Origin of the sequence: Aeromonas sp. 603079 (genome assembly GCF_049172135.1) — a bacterium.
In the GTDB taxonomy this organism is placed as follows: domain Bacteria; phylum Pseudomonadota; class Gammaproteobacteria; order Enterobacterales; family Aeromonadaceae; genus Aeromonas; species Aeromonas veronii.
Genome location: NZ_JAAKPX010000014.1, coordinates 120,166 through 133,891, shown reverse-complemented (window position 1 = coordinate 133,891; position 13,726 = coordinate 120,166). Strand labels below are relative to the sequence as shown.

The window sequence follows — 13,726 nt, the reverse complement described above, 5'->3', positions numbered from 1 at the left end:
TGGTGCGCCCGAGAGGATTCGAACCTCTGACCACCTGGTTCGTAGCCAGGTACTCTATCCAGCTGAGCTACGGGCGCAAATGGCGGAGAAGGGGGGATTCGAACCCCCGATGCGGGTATAAGCCGCATACTCCCTTAGCAGGGGAGCGCCTTCAGCCTCTCGGCCACCTCTCCGTTTGCGGGGCTGATAATACTTCACAGGGATTTTTAGTCAAACACTTTTTTGGAGAAAAAAGTGCGTTCGCTCAGCATTTGGTCAAAGCGTGGAATATTCAAACAATATCGGCACTTATCCCGCAGTTTCGCGCCCTGCAGGGCGATTTCAGGGGGCCGAAAAAACAAAAGGCGACACATGAGGTGTCGCCTTGTCACAGCCATGAAAGTGGCTTAGAAGCCCGGTTGGCCCGGAACTTTCTCGGCCTGGATGCGCTGGTAGATCTCTTCGCGGTGTACGGAGACCTCTTTCGGCGCGTTAACACCGATACGGACCTGGTTGCCTTTAACGCCCAGTACGGTGACAGTCACTTCATCACCAATCATCAGGGTTTCCCCAACACGACGAGTCAAAATAAGCATTCGCTTGCTCCTGTATCCTGTTTTGTTTTTATATCGATATGCGACATTATCTAACAAAGATACCGATATGGTAAATGGTTGAAACTAAATCAATCAGAGATTGTTAGCCCAAGGGCTGCTCTTGCGGTGCCTGATCCAACCCGAAAGCCGCGTGCAGGGCCCGCACCGCCAGCTCCAGATACTTCTCGTCAATCACCACAGAGATTTTGATTTCAGAGGTCGAGATCAACTGCATGTTGATCCCCTCCTCGCCCAATACCTTGAACATGGTGCGCGCAACACCGGGATGGTTCCACATGCCGACACCGACAATGGAAACCTTGGCAATTTCGCCATTTCCCTGCACGCAGGAGGCGCCAAGTTCGGTGGCGGTCTCCTCCAACAGAGCCCGGGCACGGCGATAGTCATCACGATTCACCGTGAAGGTGAAGTCGGCGGTGCCATCTCCCAGGGTGTTCTGCACAATCATGTCGACATCAATGTTGGCGTCGCTGATCGGATTCAGGATCTGCGCGGCAACGGTTGGTCTGTCCGGCACGCCCAGAATGGTCAGGCTGGCCTCGTTGCGGTTAAAAGCGATCCCGGATACCAGGGGAGCTTCCATCCTATCACCTCCATATGTGATTAAGGTTCCCTCTCCATCGATAAAGCTCGACAGCACCCGCAGCGGGACGCGGTACTTGCCCGCAAACTCCACCGAGCGGATCTGCAGCACCTTGGCGCCGAGACTGGCCATCTCCAGCATCTCCTCGAAGGTGATGGTGTCGAGACGACGAGCCTTGGGCTCGATGCGCGGATCCGTGGTGTATACCCCATCCACATCGGTAAATATCTGGCACTCATCAGCCTTGATGGCCGCCGCCACGGCAACCGCCGTGGTATCCGAACCGCCGCGGCCCAGCGTCGTGATGGCGTTATGCTCGTCACGGCCCTGGAAACCGGCGATCACCACCACCTTGCCCGCAGCCAGTTCGGCATGAACCAGCTCGGTGTCGATGTGGGTGATGCGCGCCTTGCCATAGGCGGAATCGGTATGAATCCGTACCTGATCGCCAGTCATCGAGACCGCCGGGCAACCGCGTTTGTTCAACGCGATGGCCAGCAGCGCTATGGTGACCTGCTCACCGGTGGAGACCAGTACATCCATCTCGCGCCGGTTGGCATCAGGATCCAGCTGCTGGGCCATGCCCAGCAACCGGTTGGTTTCGCCCGACATGGCGGAGACAACCACCACCACGTCGTGTCCCTGGGCGCGGGTCTGCTCGACCCGCTCAGCTACCGCCTCGATCCGCTCCAGTGTGCCGACCGAGGTGCCGCCGTACTTCTGTACATAGAGTGCCACAGATCACCTCGCCCGATTACAGGCGCTCTTCCAGCCAGGAGTGAACGGATTGCAGCGCTGCCGGCACCGCCTCAGGCTGGGTACCACCCGCCTGTGCCATGTCCGGACGGCCACCGCCCTTGCCCCCCACCTGCTGGGCAACCAGATTGACCAGCTCACCGGCCTTGACCTTGCCGGTCAGGTCGTTGGTGACGCCCGCGATCAGGTTGACCTTGCCGTCGGCACAGGTGGCCAGCAGCACGACACCGGACTTCATCTGGTTCTTCAGCTCGTCCAGCATGCCGCGCAGGGATTTCGGATCGGCCCCTTCCAGCGCTGCAACCAGCACCTTCTGACCGTTGATCTCGATCACCTGACCCAGCAGATCGTTACCAGCCTGAGCGGCCAGCTTGGCCTTAAGCTGCTCCAGCTCGCGCTCCATCATCTTGGCCTTGTCCAGCATCTGGCGAACCTTGTCGGCGATGCAGAACTGGTCACCTTTCACCAGTGCAGCAGCCTCTTCGATCTGCTCGCCAACCTGATGCATGAAGTCGATGGCCGCTTTGCCGGTCACCGCTTCGATACGGCGCACGCCAGCAGCAATACCGCTCTCGGCGATGATCTTGAAGAAGCCGATATCACCGGTACGCTTGGCGTGAGTACCGCCGCACAGCTCGGTGGAGTAGTCGCCCATGCGCACCACGCGCACGTCGTCTTCATATTTTTCACCAAACAGAGCCATGGCACCGGCGGACTTGGCCGCTTCCAGATCCATCAGCTGGGTGGTGATTTCGTGGTTGGCGCGGATCTGGTTGTTGACCAGCTCCTCGACCCGGCGAATGGTCGCCATGGTCAGCCCCTCGAAGTGGGAGAAGTCGAAACGCATGCGCTCGGCTCCAACCAGAGAACCTTTCTGGGTGACGTGCTCGCCCAGAGCCTGACGCAGAGCTGCGTGCAGCAGGTGAGTCACGGAGTGGTTCAGGGCGATGGCCTGACGACGGTCAGCGTCTACCACGGCCTCAACCTCGGCCCCTTTCTCCAGGGTGCCCAACTCCATATAACCCTTGTGGATGATCGCCTTGCCCGCTTTCAGGGTATCAGTCACGGCAAAGATGCCGTCGTCCACTTTCAGGGTACCGCTGTCGCCAATCTGGCCGCCGGACTCGGCGTAGAAGGGGGTCTCTTCCAGCACGATGACCGCTTCGTCACCGGCGATAAGACCGCTCACCTCTTCCACACCCTTGTAGATACCAACCACGCGGGTACGCTCGGTCAGGGTCTTGTAACCGGTGAAGGGGGTCTCGAAGTCGAGCTTGAGCATCTCGTTGTAGTTCACGCCGAAGCTGGAAGCCTCTTTGGCACGAGCACGCTGCTTCTCCATCTCGGCCTTGAAGCCCTCTTCGTCGATGCCGATCTCGCGCTCGCGCACCACGTCGGCAGTCAGGTCGGCCGGGAAGCCGTAAGTGTCATACAGCTTGAACACCACCTCACCCGGAATAACCTTGGCATCGCCCAGGTTGGCCAGAGCATCTTCCAGCAGCAGCAGACCGCGATCCAGGGTGCGGACAAACTGCTCCTCTTCGATGCGCAGCACGCGCTCGACCAGCGGCAGCTGGGCGATCAGCTCGGCAGCGACATCCTTCATCTGCACTGCCAGCTCGGCAGCCAGTTTGTAGAAGAAGACATCGGTCGCGCCCAGCTTGCGACCGTGACGCACGGCGCGGCGGATGATGCGACGCAGCACATAGCCACGACCTTCGTTGGACGGCATCACGCCATCTGCCACCAAGAAGGCGCAGGAGCGGATGTGGTCAGCGATGACGCGCAGGGACTGGTTGCTCAGATCGGTGGTGCCGACAATCTCGGCCGCTTTCTTGATCAGCGCCTGGAAGATGTCGATTTCGTAGTTGGAGTGGACACCCTGCATGATGGCAGAGATACGCTCCAGACCCATGCCGGTATCCACGGACGGACGGGGCAGCGGCTCCATGGTGCCGTCAGCCTGACGGTTGAACTGCATGAACACCACGTTCCAGATCTCGATGAACCGGTCGCCATCCTCTTCCGGCGAGCCGGGACGGCCACCCCAGATGTGATCGCCGTGGTCATAGAAGATCTCGGTGCAGGGACCGCACGGACCGGTATCGCCCATCGCCCAGAAGTTGTCGGAAGCGTAAGGGGCACCCTTGTTGTCACCGATGCGCACGATGCGATCGGCCGGCACACCGACCTCTTTTTCCCAGATGTCGAAAGCTTCATCGTCAGTCGCGTAGACGGTCACCAGCAGGCGCTCTTTCGGCAGCTGCAGCACCTCGGTCAGGAAACCCCATGCAAACTTGATGGCATCCTGTTTGAAGTAGTCGCCGAAGCTGAAGTTGCCCAGCATTTCGAAGAAGGTGTGGTGACGAGCGGTATAGCCGACGTTTTCCAGATCGTTGTGCTTACCACCGGCACGCACGCAACGCTGGGAAGTCGTCGCGCGATTGTAGGCACGCTTGTCTGCGCCAAGGAACACGTCCTTGAACTGGTTCATACCCGCGTTGGTAAACAACAGGGTCGGGTCGTTATGCGGTACCAGCGAGCTGGAGGAGACAACCTGGTGCCCCTGGGAACGGAAATACTCGAGAAACGCAGCGCGAATCTCTGACGTGGACATATACATGGAAAATCCTGCTTGATTCGAATACGGACTTTTAACCGCATTAATGTAAGTTTTCTGCGGGGTAAAGTAAAACGGACAGGGCCGCCACGGGCGAAAAAGCGCACATAAACGGGCCAGAAAAGAGCGCCACTGCTCACAGTGGCTTTTTTCACTGTCGAGAGGCAAAAAAGCAGCGCATAAAGAGAGATGAGATGAACAAAAGGCTGCTTTTTCGGGATTGTGCGCGCAAGCTACTGAGCCGGCAGGAAAAACATACAAAAAGGAGAGCTGAAACGACTGTTGCCACGCAGTGGCGTTACTCTTCCCGCTCCTGCAGGGCAGAGATAGCGTAATGTGCCTGATCCTGGGTAAAGCCGCGCCCCAGCAGATATTTGAGCCACTTCATTCGCAGCTTGAAATCGGCCAGATCGGCCACCCGGGCGCGCCGTTCGAGCAGGGCAAACGCCAGTTCGAACCAGTCCAGCTCCGGCTGATCGAATGCGGCATCAATCTGCATATCGTCGAGCCCCTTGCGGCGCAGATCGAAACGGATCTTGATGGGGCCATGGCCCTTGGCGGCACCGGCCCGTACAGCCATACCGCCGTAACGTTCGTCATTGACCCAGTTGTAACCGCGGCAGTAGTCGACCACCGCCTCGATCACCTCTTCATTGAAGCCCTGCTGGCGCAGCCGGTTGGCCAGCTCTGACTCGGCACTCTCGCGACGGGCCAGACTGCGCATGGCATAAGCACGGGCAGCGGCCAGCTGCTCGGCAAAGGTCGGTTCGGCAGGCTCGACCGGTTCGGTAACGGATTCATCAACCATCATAAATAACAAGGCCGGGTATCTACCCGGCCTTCCTTTGTTCCTTATTCGAACTCTTGTTCGCTTTCGGCATCGAACTCGTCTGCCTCAACCGGTGCAGCCTTGTCATCGACTGGCACGGCACCGGAGAGCAGCAGCTCGCGCAGACGAGCCTCCACTTCACCAGCCATCACCTTGTTCTCGGCGAACAGCTTCATCACGTTGGCCTTGCCCTGACCGATCTTCTCGCCGTTGTAGCTGTACCAGGCGCCGGCCTTGTCGATCAGCTTGTGCTTGACACCGAGATCCACCAGCTCGCCCTCTTTGGAGATACCGGCACCGTAGAAGATCTGGAATTCAGCCTGCTTGAAGGGCGGGGCCACCTTGTTCTTGACCACTTTGACGCGGGTCTCGTTACCGACCACTTCGTCGCCTTCCTTGATGGCGCCGATACGACGGATATCCAGACGCACGGAGGCGTAGAACTTGAGCGCGTTACCACCTGTGGTGGTCTCCGGGCTACCGAACATGACGCCGATCTTCATCCGGATCTGGTTGATGAAGATGCACAGGCAGTTGGCGTTCTTGATGTTGGCGGTCAGTTTGCGCAGCGCCTGGGACATCAGACGGGCCTGCAGACCAACGTGGGAGTCACCCATCTCCCCTTCGATTTCCGCTTTCGGGGTCAGGGCCGCCACGGAGTCGACGATGATAACGTCAACCGCATTGGAGCGAACCAGCATGTCGCAGATCTCCAGCGCCTGTTCACCGGTATCCGGCTGAGAGATGAGCAAGTCGTCGACGTTGACGCCCAGCTTGGCAGCATAGATAGGGTCGAGGGCGTGTTCCGCATCGACGAAGGCACAGGTTTTGCCCTTCTTCTGGGCTTCCGCGATCACCTGCAGGGTGAGTGTGGTTTTACCGGAAGATTCCGGGCCGTAGATTTCGACGATACGGCCACACGGCAGACCGCCAATGCCCAGCGCCACGTCCAGCGAGAGGGAACCGGTGGAGATGGCTTCGATATCCATGGTCTTGCTGTCGCCCAGACGCATGATGGAACCTTTGCCGAACTGCTTTTCAATCTGACCCAGCGCAGCCGCCAGTGCCTTCTGTTTGTTCTGATCCATGCCAATCTCCGCTGGAAATCGTGAGTAAGAAGTGAAGTTGGGCTAAGTATACTGTCTATTCATACAGTATCAAGCCCAATTTATCTGAGCAGGGCCAACAGACCCGACAAGGCCTGTCTCACCGCCTGCTGGCGCACCTGTCGGCGATCCCCGTCGAAGCGGGCGAGCAGGGAGTGGTGACGACCGTTGCGGTCGGCCCAGGCGAACCAGACGGTGCCGACCGGCTTGCCCTCGGTGGCGCCGCCGGGGCCGGCGATGCCGCTGATAGCAACGCTGATGGAGGCAGACGAGTGAGCCAGCGCGCCGCGGGCCATCTCCAGCACCACAGCCTCGCTCACTGCACCGTGCTGATCCAGGCTCTCGCTGCTCACCCCCAACATCTGCTGCTTGGCCTCGTTGGTGTAGGTGACAAAACCACGATCGAACCAGCCGGAGCTACCTGCGATGTCGGTAATAGCCGTAGCCACCCCGCCGCCGGTACAGGATTCGGCGGTCGCAGCCAGCCAGCCCCGCTGACCGAGGGCCCGTCCCAGCTCGATGGCAAGGTGCTCTATCTCTGCATCCAGTTTCATCACGACTCCTTCTGATCCGCTCAAGAGGCACATTATGCGATCCCGCTAGCGCCGCCCGCAACCACGGCAGACCGCCCTTGCCTGCCGCAATGTGAGGTGCCGCACCGGCGTCATGCCTTCAATAGCGCAGAGCAGCTGCGCCCGGAACACCCGCTCCCCCGCCGCGGCGCTTATGTGTAGAATGGCGTCATCAAGCTCAAGGCTCATCACCGCAGACACTGGCCCGCAGAGGCCCCTTCTGGAACAGAACATGACCGCACAACACCAAGCCAGCGGCGCCACAAGCTCCGCTCCCGGCGCCAATCTGAGCGCCCACACGCCCATGATGCAGCAGTACCTTGGCCTCAAGGCCGAGAACCCGGAGATCCTGCTGTTCTACCGGATGGGCGACTTCTACGAGCTGTTCTATGACGATGCCCGCAAGGCCTCCCAACTGCTCGATATCTCCCTGACCAAACGTGGCCAGTCGGCGGGCAGCCCCATCCCGATGGCGGGGGTGCCCTATCACGCCATCGAGGGTTATCTGGCCAAGCTGGTACAGCTCGGCGAGTCGGCCGCCATCTGCGAACAGGTGGGGGATCCCGCCACCAGCAAGGGGCCGGTGGAACGCAAGGTTATTCGCATCATCACCCCGGGGACCGTCTCCGACGAGGCTTTGCTCAGCGAGCGACAGGACAACCTGATCGCCGCCGTCTATCACGATGGCCGCCGCTTCGGCTATGGCACCATGGACATCGGCTCCGGCCGCTTCTTCATCAACCAGTTCGAGAAAGAAGAGACCCTGCTGGCTGAGCTGCAGCGCACCAATCCGGCCGAGCTGCTCTACCCGGAATCCTTCGAGTTCCTGCACCATATCGAGGGTCGCCGCGGCCTGCGTCGTCGCCCGGAGTGGGAGTTTGAGCTGGGCACCGCACGCAAGCTGCTCTGCCAGCAGTTCGGCACCCAGGATCTGGTGGGATTTGGCGTCGACAAAAGCGAGACCGCCCTGTGCGCCGCTGGCTGCCTGATGCAGTACGTCAAGGATACCCAGCGCACCGCCCTGCCCCACATCCGCAACGTACGCCTTGAACAGCCGGATCATGCGGTCATCATGGATGCCGCCACCCGCCGCAATCTGGAGCTGACCCAGAATCTGGCCGGTGGCTATGAAAATACCCTGGCCGAGGTGCTGGATCGCACCGCCACTCCCATGGGCAGCCGGCTGCTCAAGCGCTGGATCCACCAGCCGATCCGCGATCGGGTGATCCTGAAAGGTCGCCAGAGCACCATCCATACGCTTATCGAGCAGAACCTCTACGACGAGCTGGGCGGTCTGCTTCGCCAAGTCGGCGATGTAGAACGGGTACTGGCCCGTCTCGCCCTGCGCTCGGCCCGCCCGCGCGACCTCACCCGGCTGCGGCAGGCTTTTGCCCAGCTGCCCGAGCTACAGCGCCTGCTGGCGGACAACGAACACGAAGCGGTGCAACAGCTGGCCGAGCGGGCCAGCACCTTCCCCGAGCTGCTCGACCTGCTGGAACGCGCGGTGATGGAGGTGCCGCCGGTGCTGATCCGCGATGGCGGTGTTATCCGTGACGGCTTCAATCAGGAGCTGGACGAGCTGCGGGATCTTGCCAACGGCGCTACCGCCAGCCTCGCCCGCATCGAGGAGCGGGAGAAGCTGCTGACCGGCATCAACACCCTCAAGGTGGGTTACAACAAGGTGCACGGCTTCTATATCGAGGTGAGCCGCGCCAACAGCCATCTGGTGCCGGCCCACTACATCCGCCGCCAGACCCTCAAGAACAACGAACGCTACATCATCGATGAGCTGAAGAAGTACGAGGACAAGGTGCTCACCGCCCAGTCCCAGGCGCTGGCGCTGGAGAAACGGCTCTACGAAGAGCTGCTCGATGCCCTGCTGCCCCACCTCGGCGATCTGCAGGATTCCGCCGCCGCACTGGCGGAGCTGGACGTGCTGGCCAACCTGGCCGAGCGGGCCGAGACCCTCGACTACCGCTGCCCGACCCTCATCGACGAAAATCAGATCATCATCGAGGCGGGCCGCCATCCGGTGGTTGAGCAGGTGATGACAGATCCCTTTATCGCCAACCCCATCCGGCTGGAGCGGGAGCGGCGGATGCTGATCATCACAGGTCCCAACATGGGCGGTAAATCCACCTATATGCGCCAGACCGCGCTGATCGTGCTGCTGGCCCACATCGGTGCCTTCGTCCCCGCCGACAGCGCCCGCATCGGCCCCATCGACCGCATCTTTACCCGCATCGGAGCGTCGGACGATCTCGCCTCCGGCCGATCCACCTTTATGGTGGAGATGACCGAGACCGCCAATATCCTCAACAACGCCACCGCCCGCAGTCTGGTGCTGATGGACGAGATTGGCCGCGGCACCAGCACCTACGACGGCCTCTCGCTGGCGTGGGCCTGTGCCGAACAGCTGGCGAGCAAGATTGGCGCCTACACCCTGTTCGCCACCCACTACTTCGAGCTGACCCGTCTGCCCGAGCTGATGAGCGGGTTGGCCAACGTCCACCTCGATGCGGTGGAGCACGGCGACACCATTGCCTTTATGCACGCGGTGCAGGAAGGGGCGGCCAGCCGCTCCTACGGTCTGCAAGTGGCAGCGTTGGCCGGGGTGCCGAAATCGGTGATCCAGCAGGCCCGTCACAAACTGCATGAGCTGGAGAGCGCCACCCCGGTCGCCGCCGGTGAAAGCCGCCCGGCTCCGGTGACCCTCGCCCCGCAGCCTCATCCGGTGGTGGAAGAGCTGGAAGCGCTGCGCCCGGACGAGCTCACCCCGCGCCAGGCACTGGACCTGCTCTATCGCCTCAAGCAGATGCTGTGAACAACCGCTGCGGCTCAGGTATGAAACAACTGGCCTGACGCTGTCATCATCAACAAAAGAGCCGCCCATCGGGCGGCTCTTTGCATCGTCTTTTTATAGAACCGTCAATCTATACTGGGCGCTGCCGCGATATGGGTCGCCTCTGACTGGTGGTCACCCTCCTTGATCCAGGCATCCAGCAAGGTATAAGCCACAGCCAGCACCACGGGGCCGATAAACAGACCGATGATCCCCATCGCCAGCAGGCCGCCGATAACCCCCACCAGAATGAGAATGAGGGGCAGATTGGCACCGCGTTTGATCAGGAAGGGACGCAGGAAGTTGTCCATTGTGCCGGCGATCAGCGACCAGACCAGCAGGAAGGTGCCCCAGGTAGTATCACCGCTCCAGTAGAGATAACCGACACAGGAGATCAGCACCGGAAAGGGACCTATCTGGGCGACGATGAGCAGGAACATTACCACCACCAGAACCATGGTGTAGGGGATGCCAGCGATCCACAGCCCCACCCCGGCCACCGAGGATTGCACCAGCGCAGTAACCACCACCCCCATGGCCACGGCGCGGATCGCCTGGGAAGCCAGCACGGTCGCATTGTCACCGCGATCCCCGGCCAGCCGGTGGGCAAAGCGGCGAATGCCGGTCGCCACCACTTCACCGGAGTGATAGAGCAGACCACAGATACCGACCGTCAGCAGGAAGTGGACCAGCAGCATGCCCAGATTACCGGCCTGAGCAGCCAGCCAGCGCGCCGTCTGGCCGAAGTAGGGCGCCAGTTTGGCAAACAGCACCTGACCACCGCTCGCCAGAATTTGCTGCCAGAAGTCGTAGAGCTTGCCGCCCACCAGCGGGATCTGCTGCAACCAGAGCAGCTCGGGCGGCGGCGACTGGCTGATATGGGTCCCCAGTTCGATCAGCATGGGGGCTTTCTCCGCCACATTGGCCAGTGTCATAAAGAGCGGAATGACAAACATCAGCAATAGCACCAGGCTCATAAAGAGAGCGGCCAGCGCACGCTTGCCCCACAGCAACCGCTGCACCATCAACATCAGTGGCCAGGTAGCGATGGTGATCATGGTGGCCCACACCAGTGCGGGCAGGAAGGGGCGCAGCACCATAAAGCAGGAGATGATCAGGAGGCTGAGAAACAGCACCCCCAAGGTTATCTTGGCCAAATCCACTTTTTTCATATTCATAGAGTTCCCCTTGCAGGGCGTCCGCCCCTGGGTCGTGAGTCTTGTTTCAAGAGAGAGAGTATCCACCAGAGGCCGACGCTCAACCAGAGCCCCAGCCCGAAAAAGAGCACAAACTGTCCGAGCAGTATGATCAACGAGCTACTGGTTAGCAGCGGCAACAGCCACAGGCCGGCACCGATCAGCAAGCCGCCCGCCAGCACGACGCCCCCTGTAAGCAGCGGGGGATAACCAGCACGAACGAGGGCAGCCTTTCCCCCGAGCCAGAGGCCCAGCGCTACCAGCCCGATACCGGTCAGATGGGCCGATTGGGTCATTCCCCCGAGCGCCAACGCCGCGGCAATCAGCAGCAACCAGCCTGCCACAAGCCCATCCGTACGCCAGCAGGGACGAGCAGCCAGCAGTATGGCGCCCATCAGCAGCCCCGCCACTACGTCAGAGATAAAGTGTGCCCCAAGCCAGACCCGCGCCAGACCGGTGGTAAGGGCCAGCAGCAGCGCCAGCGAGTAGGCCAGCCCGCGCCGGGCAGGCCAGAGCCAGCCAAGCAGCGCGCCCCAGAACAGCAGGGCCGAGGCGGTGTGACCGCTCGGCATGCCAAAGCCCTGGGCACTGTGAGTCGCCAGTTCAGGTTGCAGATGGAAGGGGCGCGGCCAGCCGATCCCCTCCTTGCTCGCCTGCACCAACAGCCCGAGCCAGAGCATGGCAAAGAGCAGCTGGCGCAGCCGTGGCCACCCCAGCAGCGGGAGCAGCAAAGGTATCAGGGCAAGCTGAAAGCCGCCTGAACCAAACAGATTACTGACCGACAGCCACCAGACATCGGGCCCCAGCCACTGTTGCAGGCGCATCATCAGCGGGATCTCGGCCTGATGCAGCGCATTGCCCTGCGCCACGAAATCGGCCTGCCAGTGCACCTCGCTCTCGGGCAGCTCGCCAAGCCGGGCTTGCAGCCAGTCGAGCTGATCCGGGAAGCGGCGCTGTGCGCGGGGCAGCTTGTCCACCGCGATCAAGCGGGCGTTGAGGATCTCCCCGCCCAGATTGGGGGCCTGCAGCAGCGAGACAAAATCGGAATCTTGCTGGGCGACGATAGGCTCCAGAGTGCGGCAGGCAAAGACCTGCGCTTTCTGCCAGCGGCCAAGATCCGCGACGACTTCGCCGCGCAGGCCGGTCTCTTCATACAGCTCGCGCAGCGCCGCCTGTTCGGGGCGCTCATCGCCATCTATGTAGCCGCCGCTCAGGCTGTAGCGGGAGGAGATGCGATCCTGCACCAGCAGCAATTGATCCTGATGGCGGATGGCGCAGACTGCCGCCGTCGGTTCGGCGCTCAGAGCTGGCAGAGCGGTAAACAGCGCCAGCAACAGTAAAAAGAGGGTTCTCGACATCAATTTGCTTTCCCTATGCACAATGGCGACAAGCCTCCCAGAAATCAGATAGTTGGGCAATGCTGGCAGCCTGTTCAGCGCTGATCCGGCCATGATGGCCGCACCGGGAAGATTGCGATGAGCGAGGGCACTCCCTACTATTGGCGGCTATCTTCAATGTCATGCAGCAACCGCTGGAGCCCTCCATGAGACAGTTCGGCTTTTTCCTCGGCATCGCCATCGGTGTCATCCTGATCCTGTTCGGCAGCATCGTCATCTTTCAGGCCCTGCCTGCGGCACTGGACGTACTGGAGATGCCAAGCCGCATCCCGTTCGTGCGCGAGGTCTACACCTGGCTGATGACCAGCGCCAACGGCCTCACCGCCCAGCTGGAGCAGAACTTCCTGGAAGCCTTCCAGACCGTGCTCAAGCTGATCCTGCTCATCACCTTCATGTGGGTCTGCGTCAAGCTGGTCAACATGGGGGTGCTGATTATCCGTGCCGGGGTTGACCTGATCCGCACCGCCATCGCCCACAGCGAAGGCAAGGAGGAGAAGAAAGTCGAACCGCAGGATCGCTTCTGATCACCGACCTGACCGGCCAATTGCACTGAACGATGGCGCCCCGCGAGGGGCGACATCTTTTATGCAACATATGGCAGGCAATCTACCCCTTACGGCCAGATCCCCCGCTTTTCCCTTGTTAATCAGCAAACTGCCCATATGTTGCGTGGTCAGGACAACAGCGGGGCACGCCTTCGCTGCCGGCCGGTTTCTATCCAGCGGCCCGCCTCTGGTATAATCGACCACCCCTTTTCCCCGTTATGGAGCCGGTTCATGGCCAATCATCCGGAAAGCGCCCTTGAGGTTCGTCTCGACAAGTGGTTGTGGGCGGCCCGTTTCTACAAGACCCGCTCGCTGGCACGGGATCAGATTGACGGTGGCAAGGTGCACTACAATGGTCAGCGCAGCAAACCGGGCAAACAGGTGGAAGTGGGTGCGCTGATCCGCTTCTGGCAGGGGCAGGATGAGCGGGAAGTGCGGGTGCTGGCCATCAGCGATCAGCGCAAATCGGCACCGCTCGCCCAGCAGCTCTATGAAGAGACTGCCGAAAGCCTGAAAAAGCGGGCTGAAAACAGCGAAGCGCGCCGCTTCAACAGCCAGTTTGCGCCGAGCCCGGAGCGTCGCCCCGACAAGCAGGAGCGGCGCCAGCTGCTCAAGGTCAAACAGTACTGACCGACCCCGATTTGATACCGGGCTGGCCTCAACCCCAGCCCGCCCGATTTACCT

At 60.9% G+C, this 13,726-nt stretch carries 11 protein-coding genes and 2 tRNA genes; 3 read left to right on the top strand and 10 right to left on the bottom strand.

The features are described 5' to 3' along the window. From G5287_RS12430 to pncC, 8 genes are all read right to left on the bottom strand, one after another. Positions 1-77: transfer RNA gene (locus G5287_RS12430), tRNA-Arg, on the bottom strand. Positions 78-80: 3 nt separating this feature from the next. Continuing rightward, positions 81-173, bottom strand: a tRNA-Ser gene (locus tag G5287_RS12425). Positions 174-386: 213 nt separating this feature from the next. After that, a complete protein-coding gene (csrA, locus tag G5287_RS12420; RefSeq protein WP_005336053.1) occupies positions 387-575 on the bottom strand; it encodes a carbon storage regulator CsrA in 189 nt (62 codons plus the stop codon). A 103-nt stretch (positions 576-678) separates the two neighbouring features. After that, positions 679-1,917 (bottom strand): aspartate kinase, encoded by a 1,239-nt coding sequence (locus G5287_RS12415; RefSeq protein WP_005336054.1) that lies wholly within the window; start codon positions 1,915-1,917, stop codon positions 679-681. Positions 1,918-1,933: 16 nt separating this feature from the next. Further along, entirely contained in the window at positions 1,934-4,558 is a 2,625-nt protein-coding gene (gene alaS, locus G5287_RS12410) for an alanine--tRNA ligase (protein ID WP_040068996.1), read from the bottom strand. Positions 4,559-4,853: 295 nt separating this feature from the next. Continuing rightward, the gene (locus G5287_RS12405; RefSeq protein WP_201910943.1) at positions 4,854-5,363 is read right to left on the bottom strand and encodes a regulatory protein RecX; all 510 of its coding nucleotides are present in this window, start codon (positions 5,361-5,363) and stop codon (positions 4,854-4,856) included. A gap of 44 nt (positions 5,364-5,407) precedes the next feature. Beyond that, the gene (recA, locus tag G5287_RS12400; protein WP_005348744.1) at positions 5,408-6,472 is read right to left on the bottom strand and encodes a recombinase RecA; all 1,065 of its coding nucleotides are present in this window, start codon (positions 6,470-6,472) and stop codon (positions 5,408-5,410) included. An 80-nt stretch (positions 6,473-6,552) separates the two neighbouring features. Further along, complete coding sequence (gene pncC, locus G5287_RS12395) at positions 6,553-7,044, bottom strand: nicotinamide-nucleotide amidase (protein WP_064338870.1); 492 nt, start codon at positions 7,042-7,044, stop codon at positions 6,553-6,555. 250 nt (positions 7,045-7,294) lie between these two features. On the opposite strand from pncC, the gene mutS reads away from it, so the two are divergent. After that, positions 7,295-9,886 carry a DNA mismatch repair protein MutS gene (gene mutS / locus G5287_RS12390; RefSeq protein ID WP_421231371.1) on the top strand — a complete coding sequence of 864 codons (2,592 nt, stop codon included), beginning with the start codon at positions 7,295-7,297 and terminating at the stop codon, positions 9,884-9,886. 104 nt (positions 9,887-9,990) lie between these two features. Here mutS and ydiK read toward each other — a convergent pair whose 3' ends face one another. Together ydiK and G5287_RS12380 are read right to left on the bottom strand one after the other, a co-directional pair. Then, positions 9,991-11,082 (bottom strand): AI-2E family transporter YdiK, encoded by a 1,092-nt coding sequence (gene ydiK, locus G5287_RS12385; protein ID WP_421231370.1) that lies wholly within the window; start codon positions 11,080-11,082, stop codon positions 9,991-9,993. Further along, entirely contained in the window at positions 11,079-12,458 is a 1,380-nt protein-coding gene (locus tag G5287_RS12380; RefSeq protein WP_421231369.1) for a phosphatase PAP2 family protein, read from the bottom strand. Before G5287_RS12380 ends, ydiK begins: the two co-directional genes overlap by 4 nt. Before the next feature lie 185 nt (positions 12,459-12,643). Between G5287_RS12380 and G5287_RS12375 the strand changes: the two genes are divergently transcribed. Continuing rightward, positions 12,644-13,021 (top strand): hypothetical protein, encoded by a 378-nt coding sequence (locus tag G5287_RS12375; RefSeq protein WP_033113750.1) that lies wholly within the window; start codon positions 12,644-12,646, stop codon positions 13,019-13,021. 252 nt (positions 13,022-13,273) lie between these two features. Further along, a complete protein-coding gene (hslR, locus tag G5287_RS12370; RefSeq protein ID WP_033113739.1) occupies positions 13,274-13,672 on the top strand; it encodes a ribosome-associated heat shock protein Hsp15 in 399 nt (132 codons plus the stop codon). Positions 13,673-13,726 lie beyond the last annotated feature (54 nt).

What these genes read in the sequence shown, in the direction of transcription:
- hslR (WP_033113739.1), top strand. Translation starts at nt 13,274, where the DNA reads ATGGCCAATCATCCGGAAAGCGCCCTTGAGGTTCGTCTCGACAAGTGG.
- mutS (WP_421231371.1), top strand. Translation starts at nt 7,295, where the DNA reads ATGACCGCACAACACCAAGCCAGCGGCGCCACAAGCTCCGCTCCCGGC.
- recA (WP_005348744.1), bottom strand. Translation starts at nt 6,472, where the DNA reads ATGGATCAGAACAAACAGAAGGCACTGGCGGCTGCGCTGGGTCAGATT.
- G5287_RS12380 (WP_421231369.1), bottom strand. Translation starts at nt 12,458, where the DNA reads ATGTCGAGAACCCTCTTTTTACTGTTGCTGGCGCTGTTTACCGCTCTG.
- G5287_RS12375 (WP_033113750.1), top strand. Translation starts at nt 12,644, where the DNA reads ATGAGACAGTTCGGCTTTTTCCTCGGCATCGCCATCGGTGTCATCCTG.
- ydiK (WP_421231370.1), bottom strand. Translation starts at nt 11,082, where the DNA reads ATGAATATGAAAAAAGTGGATTTGGCCAAGATAACCTTGGGGGTGCTG.
- csrA (WP_005336053.1), bottom strand. Translation starts at nt 575, where the DNA reads ATGCTTATTTTGACTCGTCGTGTTGGGGAAACCCTGATGATTGGTGAT.
- pncC (WP_064338870.1), bottom strand. Translation starts at nt 7,044, where the DNA reads ATGAAACTGGATGCAGAGATAGAGCACCTTGCCATCGAGCTGGGACGG.
- alaS (WP_040068996.1), bottom strand. Translation starts at nt 4,558, where the DNA reads ATGTATATGTCCACGTCAGAGATTCGCGCTGCGTTTCTCGAGTATTTC.
- G5287_RS12405 (WP_201910943.1), bottom strand. Translation starts at nt 5,363, where the DNA reads ATGGTTGATGAATCCGTTACCGAACCGGTCGAGCCTGCCGAACCGACC.